We start from the raw sequence: 18,230 nt of genomic DNA on the forward strand, positions 1-18,230 counted from the left end.
GTGGTGGTATCGGCAACACCAATCGCCAGTTCAGTAATCTGATCATTATGACGATCGGGAAAGTTTTAGAGATCGATGGTGTTTCATACACAGTCAAGGCCAAGCACGGACAAGGAGGGGCAGCCAAGGTCTGGAAGGTGCTCTCCTCGGCGGATGACAAGGTGTATGCCCTCAAGCAAATCGAGAGGTCTGATCAGTCAGACCGCAACAAGCGATTTCGTCGGGAGATCGCGTTCGGTATGGCATCGAAGAACGATCATGTTGTGAGAATTCACGCGCAGTTCGAGGACGATGATTACTTTTACTACACGATGGACTTGTATCCGCAAAGCCTGCGCAAGGTCATCGATGAGGAGGAATCGGATTATCTGGTACTTCTCGATTACCTCTCTCAGCTTTGTGATGGTCTCGCCTATGTGCATGATCAAGGCATTGTGCACCGGGATATCAAGCCCGAGAACATCCTCGTGGACAGTGCGAATGGACGATTGGTCCTGGCGGATTTTGGGATCGCACACTTCAAGAACTCGTCTCTGACCCAGAAGGGAGACCTGCTGGTCAATCGCAACTATCTGGCGCCGGAGCAGATGGTGAAGAATAACGCCAAAGGCGTCGGGAAGCCTGCGGACATTTTCGCGCTCGGACTGATAATCACGGAAGTCTTTACTAAGCAGAACTCTCGCGGTGCTCGGCATCAGCGGGTAGGGGATATATACCCGTTTCTCTCCAACCTCGACTTACTCGTCGAGAGGATGATGCTTCAGGACGAAACGCAACGCATCACGGTCCAAGCCGCACGAGACTCTCTTAACCTGATCCGCAAGCAGGTCGGCTCTCAGATCGAAGAAATCGTGGACGAACTTCGACAGAGCGACGCGCCAAACAGCGGAAACTTCCAGGAGGCAAACAGAATCCTTGAGCGGGCTGGCATGGATGTCCTGTCTGCCAAGTACATTTTCGAGCGAGCCACCGACGAGGAACTATCGCGCTACAACCAGAGCTACCACTGCGAAATCAGCTATCGCGTAACTGATGAGCTGTACAACGGCTGCGTCCAATCAATGCTGTACTCGATGTGCAAGGCCAAGTTCGAGTACGAAGCTAAGAGCACTTGGAGCGAGTCCGACCTTAATTTGGTGATCTCCCCGCTCAAGGCGCAGCTCCAAAGTGAATTCGAAGCCATACAGCGTCACTACCCGCTCGCGAGTAACTCCATATGGGCCGGGCTGCCACATATGGCTGCTAACTACTTCCGGTTCTGCAAGGACTACCACTGCAAAGAAATCATAGAAAGGGCCCGTCGGGAACTGACTATCACGCCCTACTCAGGAAACGGATCGCTTCATAGTAATCTCGTGGACGCCCCCATCATCTGGATTGCCAGCAGCGTGAGATGGTATCTCAAGAGCGACCACTTCGAAATGTCTCCGCAGAACCTTCAACGAGTCGCGTTCGAACGCCAGGTGAGCGTCCACTGGGAGGAAACTGATCTGAATAACTCCTATCGAAAAACCCTCGGTGCCGACCTCTTCGACCAATCTGATGAGGCAGAGAGCATCGGCCCCATACTCGAGGAATTCAAGAATAAATGGGATGTTTCATACGCGAAACAATCCGACGGAAGGTACTCGATCCACTTCCGATCACGTGATGAGTACAAGCTGTTCCGTGAGCAGGCGCTCGCCGTTGCCGCTCCGGACCATGTGTTCGAGGGCGATGTGCTCGATCTGCTGCGACCGGAAGATGCGTATGACGACCTCGTCGCACTCATCTGGGAACCAACCTTCGACATCCCCAACACACTGGCCAAAGTCTTAGGCCTCCGCGAGATATAGGAGGCCACGAAACGGCCGCCGCCCCCCTGCCGTCGACGAGAAAACAGCCGAGGACTGCCTCAGCCAGCCTCGGGGGCTTTGGCAGCAGACCGCGTCAGCCCCATAAACATCGTCCGGTGCAGCACGTCCACGTGCTTCCGGGAAACTTCCACCGCCTCCTGGACATCGCCAGCACGCAGGGCCGCCACCAGAGCCACGTGGTCGCAGTTCGATTTGTGCAGCAGTTCGATGGGGTAGGGGATGAAGTACTCGTAGAGCTCGGCAAGCGTCTCGTGGTAAGCCTCGACGGCGGTCCCCAGCCCTGACGCGTTGCCCACCAGCTGGTGGAACTGCTCGTCTGCCTGGTGGTAGTCCGACCAGTCCGAGGACTCGGCCATATCGCGGGTCAGCCGCTCAAGCTCGTCCAACTGTTCGGCGCTAGCGTTGAGCGTCGCGTAGTGTGTCACAGCGCATTCGAACAGCAGCCTCCGGTCCACCAAACGGTTCACCGCCTGGGACTCCGCCGGCGACGCCGAGAGTTCTGCCAGCACGTCCTGCGGCGGCTCGTCCGCCACGAAAGTTCCGCCCGCCCGGCCCCGGCGGCGGACCACCACACCCTGCTCCGCCAGACTTGCCAGCGCGCGGCGCGCCGTGATCGGGCTGACGGACAGGCCCAAGGCAACGTCCTCCTGGTCGGGCAGGCGCTCGCCGGGTTTCAGCAGCCCCAGCGAAATTGCCATGCCGATCCGAAGCCGCACGGCATCGATGGCGCTGCGGCGATCGATGCCGGCCAGCCTGCCGGCGCCGATGGGTGATGAGTCGGCGGTGTCCTCCAACTGACGGGTCATATCCGCTACTTTACGGCCCATCGTCCCCTCTTCCCATAATTAGATCATTCTGATCTAATATAACTCAGATCACATCCCCAACGTGGAGATAACCATGCAACGCATCCTTCCCCTCATCGCAGCTCAGGCCCGGCCTCGGCTCATCGGCGAACCCGTCTCGGCCTTTGCCGACGAGGTCAAAGCCGCCCTCGCCGTCCAGCCGCACAGCAGGCTGGTGGTCTTCCCCGAGCTGCACCTGTTCGCGGACACCGAGCATGACCAGCAGCGCACCGAAGTGCTCCAAGCTTCAGCCGAGCCGCTGGACGGCCCCCGCGTAAAGGAGCTGAAACAGCTCGCAGCAGACCTCAACATCTGGCTGGTCCCGGGCAGCGTGTGCGAGCGCGGCCCGGAGGGACAGCTGTTCAACACCCAGCTGGTCCTGTCCCCGGAAGGGGAGCTCGCCGGCTACTACCGGAAGGTCTTCCCCTGGCGCCCGTTCGAGCCCTACGACCCCGGCGACCGGTTCACCACCGTGGACCTGGCCGGCGTCGGCAGGGTGGGCCTGAACATCTGCTACGACGCGTGGTTCCCGGAAGTCTCCCGCCAGCTCGCCTGGATGGGCGCCGAAGTGATCCTCAACGTCGTGAAAACCACGACGCCGGACCGCCGGCAGGAGCTGGTCCTCGCCAAAGCCAACGCCATCGTGAACCAGGTCTTCGTGGTCAGCGTCAACTGCGCCGGTCCCACCGGCAAGGGCCTGAGCATCATCGTGGACCCGGAGGGCAACACCCTGGCCGAGGCCCTGGACGAGGCCCCGGTGCTGCTCACGGCGGAACTGGACCTTGCCGCCGTCGAGCACGTCCGGACGCACGGCACCGAAAACCTCAACCGCCCCTGGTCCCAGTTCCGCGACGGCGAAGACGCCGTCGAACTGCCCGTCTACCAGGGCCGGATCAGTCCGGCCACCTGGGCTCCCCAGTCCTTCAACGCCTAAGGAACCATCCGTGACAACTTCACCCACGCTCACCCGCACGCTGAAACTGCCCTCCCTGGTCCTGTTCGGCCTGGCGTACCTGACCCCGCTGATCGTCCTGGGGATCTTCGGCATCATCGCCGAGACCACCGGAGGGGCATCGCCGGCCGCCTACCTGGTGGCCATGGTCGCCATGCTGTTCACGGCGCACAGCTACGGGCGGATGGCCATCGCGTACCCCGTGGCCGGTTCCGCCTACACCTACGTCCGCCGGTCCATCGATCCCCGGGTGGGGTTCCTGGTGGGCTGGGCCATCCTGCTGGACTACCTGTTCCTGCCCATGGTCATCTGGCTGATCGGCGGCTCGTACCTGACTGCGCAGTTTCCCGGCATCCCCATCGCGGTCTGGATCGTGGGCTTCATCCTCATCACCACGCTGCTGAACATCCTGGGCATCAAGGTGGCGGACAAGGCCAACTACGTGCTGATGGCGTTCCAGCTGCTGGTCATAGTGTTCTTCGTGGCGCTGTCCATCGGCAACGTGGTGTCCGCCTCCGGCGCCGGCGGCCTGGCCAGCACCCAGCCGTTCTTCAACGACACCTCCAGCATCGCCACCATCTCCGCCGGTGCCGCCATCGCCGCGTACTCGTTCCTCGGCTTCGACGCCGTCACCACCCTCACCGAGGAGACCATCAACCCGCGCAAGAACATGCCCCGCGCCATCATGCTCATCGCCCTGATCGGCGGCGGAATCTTCGTGGCCGTGTCCTACGTGACGCAGCTGGTCCACCCGGGCGGGGTGTTCGAGGACTCGGCCTCCGCGGCCAGCTCCATCGCCCTGCAGATCGGGGGCCAGCTGTTTGGCGCGGTGTTCCTCGCCGGCTTGGTGGTGGCGCAGTTCGCCTCCGGCCTCGCCGCGCAGGCCAGCGCCTCCCGCCTGCTGTACGCGATGGGCCGTGACTCGGTCCTGCCCAAGGCCGTCTTCGGCCGGCTCAGCGCCAAGTTCCACACCCCGGTGGTGAACCTGATCGTCACCGGAATCATCGGCCTGATCGCGATCTTCCTGGACGTGGCCACCTCCACCTCGTTCATCAACTTCGGCGCCTTCACCGCCTTCACCCTGGTCAACGCCTCGGTGGTGTTCCACTACGTGCGCCAGCGCCGGGCCGGGCACCAGCTGAACCCGGTGTCCTACGTGGTGGTCCCGGTAGTCGGAGCGATCATCTGGCCTACCTGCTCTCCCAGCTGGACAGCAACGCGATTACGCTGGGAGTGTCCTGGCTGGTGCTCGGCATCGTGGTCCTGGCCCTGATAACGCGCGGCTTCAAGGCGGCACCGCCGGAAATGACGGCGACGGAAAAGGCGACAGTCGAGGCGGCCGCCTGAGCCGGACGTCCGAATTTGCGCCGCCGCCTGAGCTGGGCTCCTGACAGAAGGGAAGGAACAGCCGTGAGGATAGCGCTCGGGCAGCTGGAGTCGGGCACCGACATCCAGGCCAACCTCGCCGTGATCGACCGGTTCGCCGCCGAGGCCGCGCTCGACGGCGCCACCCTGGTCGCCTTCCCGGAGTACGCCACCTATGAGAAGAAGAAGGTGGACGCGACGTTCCCCGAGGTGGCCGAGCCGCTGGACGGCCCGGTCTGCCGGGAACTCGCCAGCATCGCCCGCCGCCACCGCATCGCGCTGGTGGCGGGCGTGGTGGAAAGCTCGGACGAACCCGGCAAGGCCTACAACACCCTGGTGGCTTTCGGGCCGGACGGTGAGCAACTGGCCTTCTACCGGAAGATCCACCTCTTCGACGCGCAGGGCTTCGGGGAGTCGACGTTCATCAAACCTGGACCGTCCACCGACCCTGTGGTGTGTTCGAGCACGGGGGAGCGAGCTTCGGCCTGATGACCTGCTACGACCTGCGGTTCCCGGAGCTGGCCAGGTCACTGGCCGACGCCGGTGCCCAGGTCCTGCTGGTGTGTTCGTCCTGGGTGCCGGGCACGCATAAGACGGAGCAGTGGCTCGCGCTGAATGCGGCGCGAGCGATCGAGAACAGCATGTACGTGGGGGGAGTGTGCCAGGCACCGCCGGTTTCCGTGGGGCGGAGCGTCCTGGTTGATCCCATGGGGGTTGTTGAGACCGACCTTGGGCTGGAGCCGGGGGTGCTGGCGGTGGAGGTTTCACTGGAGACGGTGGACCGGGTGCGGGCAGCGTTCCCGATGTTCCGGCAGCGGCGGCTGTAGGCGCATAGCAGCGAACTGCGACCCAGGCGCACCTCTTTCAGGAGTTTCTGCGTGTCCTGTGACATGGCAAGTTCTTTTGTACCAGTTACTTCTGCGAACCGCGGGTGGTCCGGTACATACGGTTATGACTGCACTGCCACCAGGGAAACCATCCGGTTCGGGCTAATAACCGCCGGAACGGAGGGCGAGGATATTTAAGGGACCTCCGACTTGTTCTAGGATTTGTTAAACCATCGGCCAAGCCCCATCCAGTCGCTTTAGCACGTGGCAGTTCTGAGCCAATGGCGGCGCCGAATGTTGAGTTAGGCATCTTACCAAATTCTCCAGAATTCGTCAGTCACGCGGCCATCGACTATTCTGACTTGCTTGCATTGTCGCTAATTACGCGAAACGACTGGAGAAACCGTTTCAACTCCCCCAAGCTACTTGCAGCATAAAGAACATTTCCTCCACGTTCCCCGATAGTCTTTGTCGCCAGAGATTCGACTACATAAATGATTCTTGGCGTCACGACCACTCCCAGAATCCGTTCGAACTGCGAAAAGTCGTAATTATCACCGCAGGGCGTATTTTCAATTTGAGCAACAACGCTATTCCACTTCGTGACGGCAGATATCACCGTTGATGCTGCGTTCCGAATGCTGTTATGCATACCGGCATCATACTCGGCGGTATAGGGGATGCTTTTAGCCGAAACTAACAAGAGTATGCCATCGAGTGAACCGATTGCATCTATGTCAGTTATAGATGCCCCCGCAAGTCTTAAGGTTTTGGACTTAAACGGTCGAAGTGAGTTGTCCGGTTTCCAGGCAGTAGCGTCTATAACGTCTTGAATGGAGTCCTCAAAATGAAACCCACGGCGATTGACTGTATTTCCTCCAAGGCTTGATGGGATAGTCACCAAGGAAGGGAGGCGTCGGCACGTCGCGATTAGGTCGACGAGTATTTTATCTTTGTCTATCCTATGTATGGCTCTACCGGTGCTCCACGGAAAAAGAGTGAGGTTAGATGTCTCCAAGGCCTTGAACAAAAGTTCTGTATCTTCCACAGAGTACGTTTCACCGCAGTCCGGCCAGAAAGAGACGAGTTGCTCGAGTCCATCTGACAACACTTCCATGAAATCTGCCCGTGGCAGCACGGTGTACCCGGTTGCTTCAGTTGCCATAACGAAGTTTGGCCCTGCAAAGACAAACTTTGTTAAGCCGATAAGGGCAGCAAAGCAGGCTATTGCTTCATCCGTCATCCAGGAACGTTCGTCCTGTGAAAGGTTCGTCAGTAAGCGGAACATCGAACCGGTGTCGCCGAGCGAAATAGTCGCGGTGGTGAGTCGAGCCGGAAGAAGGGGGCGCCGTCCTGTCGCGTCGAGCGCGGCTGGCGTCCTACTCCAGCCTTGAGGTTTTCGGTAGGACAGCAAAAAGCGAGGGGCGATACTCTCAAATTCCCCTCCGGAGAGGATCACTGCGCCGGAACGGGCGTCGAAATCATCGTCCAAGCCCATGCGCTGATCGAACAGGTCGATCGCATTACCCAGAATCGGATCAGGAATAACGATAGGCAGTGCAGATTCCGTTGATATTTGAATAGACTGTCCCTTGCCAACTCTTCTGAACTGACGCTGGATTTTGCACATTAATTGCGCTGTCTGAACTAGTTGGGCGACCCTAGTCAATCTCTCTCGCGAGAGGGGATATGAGAATAATCCATTGCTTTCTATCCACGTAGTGGGTTCTTTTTTGGATAATGAAGCGGCCGTTTCGGCGAAGGTCAGATCGTACGGCGCTGTGGTTTCGAGACCGCCCGCCACGAGATCAACAGGTGTACGCCGCAGATACCAGAGCCATTCATACGGATCGCATTCCTGAGATAATTCATAAAACAGGTTCTCAAGCTCTTGGTGCCCATTTATGAGAAGCGCAGCGGCAGCGGGTCCAGAATATTTGCGGCCATATCCTCGGAACTCTGCGGGGAGGCGCGATGATGCAGCATTTATACTCTTGGTCGACTGCGCTTCAAATGCGTCCCGGTATTTTTTCCACATTCCTTCAGTGTGTCCTTGTGAGCGACTGTACAGGGTAGCCTTCGCCTTCTTCGGCGGTTTTCTTGTGCGACTAACGGGCATCTTATACTCCTTGATATTTGTGAAATAGATTATCCTCTAATCACATAAGATGCTGCCCGCGACACTCGCAAGACGGACGCAGGCTCAGGCGAAGGTTGAAATGCGTTCAACTGGACGTCAAGGTTTTCGGGCTCAAACATTTACAACAGCTGCTTGCCTTCTGAACGAGACGCAGGGTGTTGGTATTGGCACCCGCACCCCGTAGCCTGGCGCAGTGACTAATTTCGTTGGGGGAGGGGCACCAGTGCGGCTGCCCGAGGGCTTGTACGAACTACTCAACACAGATGCACTCGGAAGCTTCCTGAACAATGAGTCGGATCTCCAGTCGATCTTCGCGGAGATAGATGACAACGACGCCGCGGACATCCTGTCCCGGCACGTCGCGGACGCCGTCCGCCAAGCACTCGCCTCAGCGAAACCGAACGAGAGAGTCGCCCTAGCCAACCGGCTCCTCCAAGAACTAAACACCACGGACCGAATCGCAGCCGGGCCCACCCAGCTCCACTCCCTCCACCGCCCGGACACCCTAAAACGCAGACAACTTCGCCGGCCCACTACCAAGCTCAGCGACTCCGCGCTCCTCACCAACAGCAAGGACGATCCGAACCTCGCCGCCGAGCTCCGGGCCGAGATCGAGTCAGCAAACACCGTCGACCTGCTCTGCGCCTTTGTCCGCTGGACGGGCCTCCGCCTGCTGCAGCCGGCCCTCGAGGAGCTCAAGGAACGCGGCGCCAGACTCCGAGTCATCACCACCACCTACATGGGCGCGACGGAACGCCGGGCAATCGACGAGCTCGTCAACCGCTACGGCGCCGAAGTGAAGATCAACTTCGAAACCCAGGCCACGCGCCTGCACGCCAAGGCCTGGTTGTTCCGCCGGGACTCTGGCTTTGACACCGCCTACGTAGGCAGCTCCAACCTCAGCCAGGCTGCCCTCCTTGACGGCCTCGAGTGGAACGTCCGGCTCAGCTCAGTCGGCACCCCAACACTGCTGCAGAAGTTCGAGGTCACCTTTGACAGCTACTGGGAGCAGCGCGCCTTCCAAAGCTACGATCCGGAACGCGACGGCGAAAAGCTGGATGCCGCCCTGGAACGTAACGGCGGCCGGCGCACGGCAGTCCCAGGCGCGGCCACCGGGCTCGAAGTCCAGCCGTTCCTCCACCAGGAGGAGATGCTTGAAGACCTGGAAGCCGAGCGTCTCAAAGGCTTCAACCACAACCTCGTGGTCGCGGCCACCGGCACCGGCAAGACCGTCATTGCTGCCCTGGACTACAAGCGCCTGTGTGAGGCGGCAGGCCGGGAGCTGAAGTTGCTCTTCGTAGCCCACCGCCAGGAAATCCTGAAGCAAGCGATGCGCACTTACAGGGACGTCATGCAGGACGGCGCCTTCGGCGAGCTCTACGTGGGGGAGCACAAACCCAGCCAGTGGAAGCACATCTTCGCCTCGGTCCAGTCGCTGTCATCGCTCGGTATCGAACAGCTGGCACCGGACTTCTTCGACGTGGTGGTCATCGATGAATTCCACCATGCCATGGCGCCCACGTACCGGCGCCTGCTGGACCACCTGCAGCCGCAGCAGCTCCTCGGGCTGACTGCGACGCCGGAACGCGGTGACGGCGTCGACGTCGCGAATCAGTTCTTCGACGGTCGCACAGCCAGCGAACTGAGGCTTTGGGACGCCCTGGACGCCGACCTGCTAGTGCCGTTCCACTACTTCGGCGTCTCGGACGACGTCGACCTGAGCCAGCTGGAATGGAAGCGCGGCAACTACGACACAACGCAGCTGAACAACCTCTACACCGGCAACGACGCCCGCGCCGCCAAGGTGATCCGTGAACTTAGGGACAAGGTCACGAGCACCGACCAGATGCGGGCCATCGGCTTCTGCGTCTCGGTCCAGCACGCCCACTACATGGCCGAAGTGTTCAACCGCGCCGGCATCGCCTCCGTTGCTGTTGACGGCAGCACCGACGACGCCGACCGCGCAGCGGCGCTGGAGCGGCTCCGCCGGCGGGAGATCAACTGCATCTTCGCCGTCGACCTCCTCAACGAAGGCCTGGACCTGCCGCAGGTGGACACCATCCTGATGCTCCGGCCCACACAAAGCGCCACGATCTTCCTCCAGCAGCTGGGCCGGGGGCTCCGCCGTGCCGAGGGCAAGGCAGTGCTGACGGTCATGGACTTCATCGGCCAGCAGCGCAGAGAGTTCCGCTTCGATCTGCGCTACCGCGCGCTGACCGGCTATGGGCGCAAGGAGCTGGAGAAAGCCGTCGAGGACGAGTTCCCGTACTTGCCGTCGGGCTCCCAGATCGTACTGGACCGGGTGGCGCAGCAGGTGGTGCTGAACAACATCAAGGCACAGCTGCGGTTCAACCGGTCACAGCTGGTCCGGGACATCGCCTCGTATGCGGAAACCGAGCTGGAGGCCTATCTGGAGCAGTCCGGCAACGACGTGAAGTCGATCTACCGTTCGACGAGGGACTCGTGGACCGGCTACCTCCGTCAGGCGGGGCTGATCGAGGGGTTCTCACCGTTGGAAGCGGTCCTCAGGGGAAGGATCCAGGAACTCTCGGATGCCGATGAGACGAAGCTCCTGGGCCGTATGGCAGCGCTTATCCACGTGGACGACCCGGAACGCGCCGAGGCGTACTCGATGCTGGTCGGCCCCGATGCGCCCCGCTACGCGGAGCTTGGAATGCGTGAGCAGACGTTCGCCCGGATGCTGTTCTACACGCTGTGGGATGACGGCGGCGGTTTTCAGACGTACGACGCCGGACTGGACTATCTGCGCGGCTACCAGTTTGTCTGCAGCGAGATCCGCCAGATCGTGAAGATGGGGGTGGCCGCGTCCAAGCACGCCGCCAAGGGGCTCGGAGCGGGGCTGCCGCACGTCCCACTGCTTTCGCACGCGACCTACCGGCGCGAAGAGGTCCTGGCGGCCCTGCAATATGGATCGCTGGAGCTTGGCAAGAACGTGCAGCACCGCGAGGGCGTGGCCTGGTGCCCGGCGACATCCACCGATGCCTTCTTTGTCACCCTCAACAAGGACGACAAGAAGCACTCGGCGACGACGATGTACAAGGACTACGCCATAAGCCCCGAGCTGTTCCACTGGGAGTCTCAGAACGCCACGTCGCCCGGAAGCCCGACCGGGAAACGGTACCTGGACCAGGCTGCGCACGATTCGAAGATCCTGATCTTCACTCGGGATACGTCAGAAGACGAGACGGGTCTGACTGTTCCCTACATGTGCCTAGGTCAAGTTGACTATGTGCAGCACGCAGGAGCGAAGCCGATAGCGATCACGTGGAAGCTGCACCGGCCGATGCCGGCTGACGTGTTCGCTACCGCGGCAGCTGTCGCGCAGTAGTCAGGACACTCCCCTGGACGTGCTGTGCCTGGCTCTGAGCAGAGGGAGCGGACGGCACTGAGTGTCATACGGCACTAGGCCACTACAGGATCGGGCTGCGGTATTTCTGGCGTAGGATACCCAAAAAATGAGCCATCGCCAGTCGTTGGTGATCCACTCTCAAACTCCGTCCGGATGAATCGTATTTCCCCCCAGAACGGCAGGTCCCTGTGTACAGGGCCCTGCATGAAAATTGCCCCTTCAAAGTCCACCTTTCCGGCAAAGGACGCGTCTATGAAGTGCACACCTCCTGACGCAAAGACAGCGTCAAAGGAAGCTTGGCGAAACTTGGTTTCTCGAAAAATGACCTCATCGGATGAGAATAGACTTTCACTGAAACTGACGCCTCCCTTAAACCGCGTATCCCTGAAGTTGGCCTGGCGTCCGGAGAACACCGTCCTAATAAAGGGCACGAGGCCTGAGGTGAAGAACGAAGCATGCGCAAAACTTACTCCTCCCTCAAGTGTTGCCCCGATGAAGAGCGCGTGCTCAGCAGCGAAGTGTGCGCCCGGGAAAAGGAGAAGGTCTTTTGCAATCACAGCGGAGAAGCTCACTATATGACCCGAAAAGTGGGCCCTATCGAAGTCTCCTACGTCAAGAAACGTAGCCTCCCTAAAAGTTGTGTGCCACCCAGTGAATTGCGCTTCTTGGAAAGCAGCCGTGCCTGAAAAGACCGCTTTTTCGAAGACCGCCGCGCCCGCGAACGTCGTTAGGTTTGCATCGAAATCCTCGAGCCACGCACCGCTCAAGTCGATCGAAACTTCACCCCAATGCCGAATCGATCCAGTCAGCAAGTGAGTTCGAATGAGCCGCTGGATCGTGAGCCGGACTTGCCGATCGTTCGGGTCAGTCTCACCTGACCACGGATCAGTGATATGTGCGGTTGGAGGCTCATGAGGGGATCCGCTTGGGAGGCCCTTCATAGGGGGCATCCTCAGGTAGGCGCACAAGACGTCGACGCAGGCCTGACGCTGAGCTGGGTCCTCCCACTCGAGGGCTAGTGCCGCCAACGCGTTGGCGCCCGCAATGCGTACAGCGGCGCTCGGGTGCCCCAATTGCTCGGCGGCGCTCACGTATCTGCCACGCAGATCAGAGAGGTGTTCCAAACGGAGCCGCTCCTCGTGCTCCAGAATTCTTCGCAACTCCAGCCGTTGAACATGATTGTGCGAACGGATCGCAACACGCTCTCTGAGTATGGCCAGGGCAATCGCTACTGCGCCCAGCAACCCCGTCACGAGTGCGGTCGTTCTTGCCCGGACCTCGTCCGGCCTGTCCGGTGTATCGAAGAAGAGGACAACTATAAAATAAGCCCCCCAAATGACTCCTGACGCCAGGACAATTGCGATGACAATAGATAGCCACAGCGTACGCGGCCGGATGTGATTAGAACGCATGGGAGGGAGGGCGGTGTCGAATAATTATCATGATTCTATTATCGGTGCATCCAGGCGCAGTGGGGGACACGATTCACCTAATATTTCTACTGGGGCAATTCCACATGGCCGCGCTAAATAAAGGTTCGCCGTTGGCATTTCGATCTAACCTTTGTACAGTGGAACTTGGCCCGTGGTGAGGTTCTCTTCAGCAGTAGCCGGGAATGAGACGAATTACGAATGATCCGGTGGGGTTTGGTCTAGACCCTCCCTGTATTTTCGAAGACCGTCAATGGCCCGACTGCGGCGGAGGTGTGCGATTCCCGATTTCGGCGACGGAAGATCATCGAATTCGGTTAACAGTGGTTCGCCTCGGAGTATTTCTAATGGCACGATTTCTTCGAGTTTGTGAATATCCAGGTTATTCACCTCCTTGCCACTGGTGCCGAAGTAGAAGTGCTCATTTTGCCACGTCCCGCGGTACGCGAAATGCCCTGCTACGGTAACTAGATTGAACTTTTGGGACTGGATTGCCTGGTGTAATTGAGTGCGGATGAATCCCAGTCCATCGAGGAACTCCATGTATGACCAGACTTCCAAAAACTCGCGGTCTGAAGTGAAATAGGATTCACTCGTCAGAACCTCGGCGAACCAGTCCGCCGCGCGATGTTGCCATGCATCGGTCAGCTCTGCCAAGAATTCAGGTGGTGGCTGGTGGCCCTCGCCGTCTACGGGCTCAGCGGAGCCGTCCGCAGGCGAGTACTTTCCCTGCGGATAGTAGACGGCCATGGCACGTTTCAGTGCAGTACCTAGCGATGCTGGCGCTGCGAACAGTCCAATTATGTCAGGGACGTCTTCCGGACTCACATCGATATTGGCGTCGAGCAGTCTCGCGAGCCATACGGCTTTCAGCCGCCCGGGAGAGATCGGAACGTCATACTGGACAGGATCTCGCGCCAACGATCCCGCGACAAACTTCACTAGATTTAGGCTGGGTTCTGCGTTATTCCAGTCGGAATGAAGGTCCCCCTTCTGGACGGCAAGCATCCGTATATCAGTATTTGGGTGGTCAAACGTATCAAACAACGGCCCCATGGGGGAGATTTTTCCGGTGCCCAGGCCATCGATCTGCGTGTGTATCAATTGGTCAGAGAGGTCGCCAGCAGGTAATGAGAACGTGAAAAACCGTTCAAAATAAGCGGGGTCGCAAATTCGGTACTTGCCGGAGGAGTCCGCCGAACTGCCGAGTTCGCCTGCCATTTTCGGAAAAATTGCAGAAATCGCCCGACGCACATCAAGAACCGCCGATTTCCCCGTATATCCACATTCGCTGATGAGCTCATCCCATTCTGCTTCGGCTTTGGGGCGATCCTGTATGGCGGCCACGGAATGTTGGGTTCCGACTAAGCGGCTCCTCCACTTAGGCAGCTCCGCATAAATTGCCGGGTGATGAAGCCGCAAGAACGTAATCGCCAGAAAATCGGCGTGGTCCACTTCATTCTCCGCGAGGGCCAGATACGTCCTAGCCTGAGCGCAGTATCGTCTGCACGCCCGAGGCGTCGTGAGGAAGTCCCACATATGGTCGGCATAGAACGTCTGAAACCGCTGTAACGGGGAAGGGGCATACATGCTGCCGGTGTCGTCGAGGATTGCACGGACTTCGTCGAAAACAATTCTTTGCAGATGGGTCTGTTGCGCTGGTGGAAGTGAGAGTGGATACTGCACGATCTTCTCAAGGTAAGCCTCGGCCGTCTTGGTCCCGCTCCGTAGCCCTGCCGCTAAAGTCCCGACAAGGGAGTCATGATCATAGGAAAGAAGATAATTTGTTCGAGGAAATCTTCCTGTCAGGCGGATCATCTTCATCAAGGTGACGATTTCTTCAGGTTGCAGCCTGTCAACGTCGTCGACTATCACTACAATTTTGGAACCCGCCTCGTTAATGGCTTTGGAGAGTCGCTCGAAGGCTTTGTCCCACGATTCTTCGGGCAGGACCTCTTTGGCCAACTCGGCAACTCCATTGCCAAGTCCCCATGGTACTGATCTCAGCAATGTCGATGAACGTCGAACGAGCTTCCTGACGTTCTTTCTCACCCGACGATGGCTGCCCTTCGGAAAAGCCTCGAGGAGCGCCGCGAAGAATTCCCGGTGTATTTCGTGCGAGCCCTCCGCCGACCAAGGGCTAAACGTTACGACCTTAACGTCAGGCGCAAGGTTAGGCCGCAGGAAGTTTAGAAGAGTGGACTTCCCTGAACCCCAAGGGCCAGCCAGTGCCACAACGCTGCTGTCATTGCTGTCAGTCAGACTCTTAAGCAGGTCAACGATCATGGCGAGGAAGGTTTCTCTGTCGAGGAGGTCCTTCCTCGGATCCCTTAGCGGAGCATCAGTCCAAGGCTTTATCGGGGAGTGTGTCAGCCTACCGCTCATGCCTGGAGCTCCTCGTACACTAGCTCGCTGAGCATCTTCAACAATGACTTCATTTTCGCCTTGTCTCCAAGCGCCTGAAGGCTGAGATTATAGTGGCTGTCCATCGAGTTCGACACTGCATCGGTGACCGCTTTCTCCAAGTGAGGGCTCCTGCCGAAGTGGCTCCGGGAGTTATTTTGAGCCTGTTTCTGCAGGGTCTCGTTCTTAACCAACTCGCGTCGTACGCCCTCGACGAAATGAGCAACAGCGTCCAGCTCTTCACCTTCGAACGGTAGGTTGGCCTGTTGGATGATCTCCTCCCAGGTGGCCAGGACGGGATCTTTGGCTTGGCCGGTTCCCGGATGCGTCAAGGGCTTCAACGGCTCTCCTTCGCCCGAAAGCTGCAGCTGGGCCTGTCCTTTGTCCTTGAGCGCGTACTTAGCCAGCACCACGCCGGAGAGGTCCAGCGCCACCTTCGCGTCGTTCACCCGGAGAACAGGTAGGAGGTGCTTGTAGTAGATCGAACGCTTCTCCAGATCCGTGTCGGCGAAGTCGACGATCTGGGAGAGGAAGTCGTAGGCGCGGACAAACGATCCCAGGTCCTTCCGGAACAGGTCCAGCTCGTCCTGGGCGGCCTTGTCGCCTTCGGCCACGGCAGCGTTGTAGCGGGTGTTGAAGCGAGACTTCGCCGGGGCCACCCAGCCGGACAGCGCATTGTTGCCGGCCTCCAGTACGTAAGACTTCACCAGCCCGTCTACCTCGGATTCGAGGTAGATCTGGGCGGCGTCGAGCTTGGCCTGCAGGTCGTGCACCACGTTCGGGTCGGACACGCCTTCCAGCGCAGCCTCGCGGAAGTATGGCTGGAAGGAGGCAAGGATCTCATCAGGATTGTTGACGAAGTCCAGCACAAAGGTCTGGTCCTTGCCCACGGCTGTGCGGTTGAGCCGGGACAGGGTCTGCACGGCGGAGACGCCGGAGAGCTTTTTGTCCACGTACATCGCCACGAGCAGCGGCTGGTCAAAGCCGGTCTGGAACTTGTTGGCCACCAGCATGATCTTGTACTCGTCGGTTGAGAACGCCTCGGGCAGCGTGCGCCCCTTGAGCCCGGCATTCATAGTGAGCTCGGTGAATGCCTCGGTGCCGGACTCGTCGTCATTCACTTCGCCGGAGAAGGCGACCATGGTGCCCAGGCCGGAGTAGCCGGCGTCGTGGATGTACTTGTCGATCGCGCGCTTGTAGCGGACCGCTTCTTTGCGAGAGCCGGTCACGACCATGGCCTTGGCCTTGCCGTCGAGGCGCCAGGCGACGTTGGCGCGGAAGTGCTCCACGATCACCTGGACCTTCTGGCTGATGTTGTACGGGTGCAGCTTCACCCAATTCATCAGCGACTTCAGCGCCTCGGACTTCTCCACCTGGGCATCGTACGAGTCGTAGTCCCGGCCCTCGTGGGTGAGCCGGTAGGCCACCCTGTAGCTGGTGTAGTTCTGCAGCACGTCCAGGATGAAGCGCTCCTCGATGGCCTGCTGCATGGAGTACAGGTGGAACGGTTGCGGCAGCCCGTCCGGGCCCTTGCGGCCGAACAGCTCAAGGGTCTTAGCTTTGGGCGTGGCGGTGAAGGCGAAGTAGCTGATGTTCTTGGCATCGGCCCGCTCGGCCATCTCGGCCGCCAGATAGCTTTCGACGTCGAACTCGCCGCCGTCGTTGACGTCCGCCAGTTCCTCCGCGGACAGCACCTTCTTCAGCTTGTTCGCGGTGGAACCGGTCTGTGAAGAGTGCGCCTCGTCCGCGATGATCGCGAAGTTCCGGCCCTTCAGCGCCTGGGATTCGGCAATGGCCTTCAGCGCGAACGGGAAGGTCTGAATGGTGACGATAATGATCGGCGTCCGGGCCACCAGCGCCGCGGTGAGTTCGGCGGACTTGGAGCCGGCGTTGCCGCGGATGGGGACAACGACGCCGGACTTGTGCTCGATCTGGTAGATCGCGTCCTGCAGCTGGGCATCCAGCACAGTCCGGTCGGTCACCACGATCACGGAGTCGAAGATCTTCTCATTGTCGGCGCCATGCAGGGAGCTGAGCTGGTGCGCGGTCCAGGCGATGGAATTGGTCTTGCCGGACCCGGCGGAGTGCTGGACTAGGTAACGGTGGCCCGGACCTTCGGTGCGGGCGGTCTCGATAAGCTGGTTGACCACGTCCCACTGGTGGTAGCGCGGGAACAGCAGGGACTTGCGGACTTCCCGCTCGCCGGTGACGGGGTTGGTCTTGTCGCTGATCTGCAGGTGCAGGAACTTGCCGATGATGTTCAGCCAGGAGTCGCGCTGCAGGACCCGTTCCCAGAGGTAGCTGGTGGCCGATCCCTTGGGATTGACGGGGTTGCCGGCGTGGCCGTCATTGCCGAGGTTGAAGGGCAGGAAGTAGGTGTCCTTGCCCTTGAGCTCGGTGGTCATCTGTATTTCGTCGTTGCTGACGGCGAAGTGCACCAGGGCGCGTCGGCCGAAGGACAGCAGAGGCTCGTCCTTGTTCTTGCCATTCCTGGGCAGCCGGTCTTTGCGATACTGATCGACGGCGTCATTGATGTTCTGCGTGAAGTCAGTCTTGAGCTCGATCGTCGCGACCGGGAGGCCGTTCACGAACAGCACCAGGTCGATGCTCTTCATGGTGTCCACCGTGGAGTAGTGCACCTGCCGGATCACCCGGAGGCGGACCTTGCCGTAGCGCTCCAAAGTCTCCGGGTTCAGGCCCATGGCCGGCCTGAACTGGCACATCTCAAATTTGGCCGCGACGTCCTTGAACCCCGTGCGCAGGACCGAGAGCATTCCGGCTTCCTTGGCCGCGGGCTTGTCCAGTACCTTGCATAAACGGTCCAGCAGGAGTCTCTTGGCGATCTCGTGCTCGGCGGGGGAGTCCGTGGGCTTCATGACCTTGGCCAGCTCTTGCGGCTGCGTATCCGCCAGCCACGCGAAGACGTCCTCCGGGACGAGGGCGCGGGTGGAGTCGTACAGTTCACCAGCCTTCCGGTCGGGCTCGTAGATCCAGCCCTCAGCTGCGAGGGCTTGGCAGATCTCTTGTTCAAACGTCACTTCA

The 18,230-nt window shown here is 59.7% G+C and carries 11 protein-coding genes; 6 read left to right on the plus strand and 5 right to left on the minus strand.

Annotated elements, in window-relative coordinates; translation table 11 throughout:
* Nucleotides 1–47: 47 nt before the first annotated feature.
* On the plus strand, nucleotides 48–1,835 hold the full coding sequence (locus J2805_RS14680) for a serine/threonine-protein kinase (protein ID WP_309977441.1): 1,788 nt from the start codon (nucleotides 48–50) through the stop codon (nucleotides 1,833–1,835).
* A gap of 59 nt (nucleotides 1,836–1,894) precedes the next feature.
* On the opposite strand, the gene J2805_RS14685 is transcribed toward J2805_RS14680, so the two are convergent.
* Nucleotides 1,895–2,662, minus strand: coding sequence for a FadR/GntR family transcriptional regulator (locus J2805_RS14685; RefSeq protein WP_309977443.1), 768 nt, complete (start codon nucleotides 2,660–2,662; stop codon nucleotides 1,895–1,897).
* A 94-nt stretch (nucleotides 2,663–2,756) separates the two neighbouring features.
* On the opposite strand from J2805_RS14685, the gene J2805_RS14690 reads away from it, so the two are divergent.
* From J2805_RS14690 to J2805_RS14705, 4 genes are all read left to right on the plus strand, one after another.
* Entirely contained in the window at nucleotides 2,757–3,635 is an 879-nt protein-coding gene (locus J2805_RS14690; RefSeq protein ID WP_309977444.1) for a carbon-nitrogen hydrolase family protein, read from the plus strand.
* A gap of 10 nt (nucleotides 3,636–3,645) precedes the next feature.
* Nucleotides 3,646–4,926, plus strand: a complete 1,281-nt coding sequence (locus tag J2805_RS14695; RefSeq protein WP_309977446.1) for an APC family permease — start codon at nucleotides 3,646–3,648, stop codon at nucleotides 4,924–4,926.
* A gap of 137 nt (nucleotides 4,927–5,063) precedes the next feature.
* Nucleotides 5,064–5,507, plus strand: coding sequence for a nitrilase-related carbon-nitrogen hydrolase (locus J2805_RS14700; protein WP_309977448.1), 444 nt, complete (start codon nucleotides 5,064–5,066; stop codon nucleotides 5,505–5,507).
* Complete coding sequence (locus tag J2805_RS14705) at nucleotides 5,507–5,845, plus strand: nitrilase-related carbon-nitrogen hydrolase (RefSeq protein ID WP_309977450.1); 339 nt, start codon at nucleotides 5,507–5,509, stop codon at nucleotides 5,843–5,845. Before J2805_RS14700 ends, J2805_RS14705 begins: the two co-directional genes overlap by 1 nt.
* Nucleotides 5,846–6,197: 352 nt before the next feature.
* On the opposite strand, the gene J2805_RS14710 is transcribed toward J2805_RS14705, so the two are convergent.
* Nucleotides 6,198–7,883 (minus strand): hypothetical protein, encoded by a 1,686-nt coding sequence (locus J2805_RS14710; RefSeq protein ID WP_309977452.1) that lies wholly within the window; start codon nucleotides 7,881–7,883, stop codon nucleotides 6,198–6,200.
* A 295-nt stretch (nucleotides 7,884–8,178) separates the two neighbouring features.
* Between J2805_RS14710 and J2805_RS14715 the strand changes: the two genes are divergently transcribed.
* On the plus strand, nucleotides 8,179–11,334 hold the full coding sequence (locus J2805_RS14715; RefSeq protein ID WP_309977454.1) for a DEAD/DEAH box helicase: 3,156 nt from the start codon (nucleotides 8,179–8,181) through the stop codon (nucleotides 11,332–11,334).
* A gap of 74 nt (nucleotides 11,335–11,408) precedes the next feature.
* Here J2805_RS14715 and J2805_RS14720 read toward each other — a convergent pair whose 3' ends face one another.
* The 3 genes from J2805_RS14720 to J2805_RS14730 form a co-directional block, all read right to left on the minus strand.
* On the minus strand, nucleotides 11,409–12,767 hold the full coding sequence (locus J2805_RS14720) for a pentapeptide repeat-containing protein (RefSeq protein WP_309977456.1): 1,359 nt from the start codon (nucleotides 12,765–12,767) through the stop codon (nucleotides 11,409–11,411).
* Between the two features lie 213 nt (nucleotides 12,768–12,980).
* On the minus strand, nucleotides 12,981–15,071 hold the full coding sequence (locus tag J2805_RS14725; protein WP_309977457.1) for a KAP family P-loop NTPase fold protein: 2,091 nt from the start codon (nucleotides 15,069–15,071) through the stop codon (nucleotides 12,981–12,983).
* A 95-nt stretch (nucleotides 15,072–15,166) separates the two neighbouring features.
* The gene (locus J2805_RS14730; RefSeq protein WP_309977459.1) at nucleotides 15,167–18,226 is read right to left on the minus strand and encodes a type I restriction endonuclease subunit R; all 3,060 of its coding nucleotides are present in this window, start codon (nucleotides 18,224–18,226) and stop codon (nucleotides 15,167–15,169) included.
* Nucleotides 18,227–18,230 lie beyond the last annotated feature (4 nt).

The organism is Arthrobacter oryzae (genome assembly GCF_031454875.1).
Taxonomy (GTDB): Bacteria; Actinomycetota; Actinomycetes; order Actinomycetales; family Micrococcaceae; genus Arthrobacter; species Arthrobacter oryzae_D.

Excerpts from the sequence above, each read along its gene's own strand:
- J2805_RS14680 (WP_309977441.1), top strand. The coding sequence starts at position 48 with ATGACGATCGGGAAAGTTTTAGAGATCGATGGTGTTTCATACACAGTC.
- J2805_RS14685 (WP_309977443.1), bottom strand. The coding sequence starts at position 2,662 with ATGACCCGTCAGTTGGAGGACACCGCCGACTCATCACCCATCGGCGCC.
- J2805_RS14690 (WP_309977444.1), top strand. The coding sequence starts at position 2,757 with ATGCAACGCATCCTTCCCCTCATCGCAGCTCAGGCCCGGCCTCGGCTC.
- J2805_RS14705 (WP_309977450.1), top strand. The coding sequence starts at position 5,507 with ATGACCTGCTACGACCTGCGGTTCCCGGAGCTGGCCAGGTCACTGGCC.
- J2805_RS14710 (WP_309977452.1), bottom strand. The coding sequence starts at position 7,883 with ATGTGGAAAAAATACCGGGACGCATTTGAAGCGCAGTCGACCAAGAGT.
- J2805_RS14720 (WP_309977456.1), bottom strand. The coding sequence starts at position 12,767 with ATGCGTTCTAATCACATCCGGCCGCGTACGCTGTGGCTATCTATTGTC.
- J2805_RS14725 (WP_309977457.1), bottom strand. The coding sequence starts at position 15,071 with ATGATCGTTGACCTGCTTAAGAGTCTGACTGACAGCAATGACAGCAGC.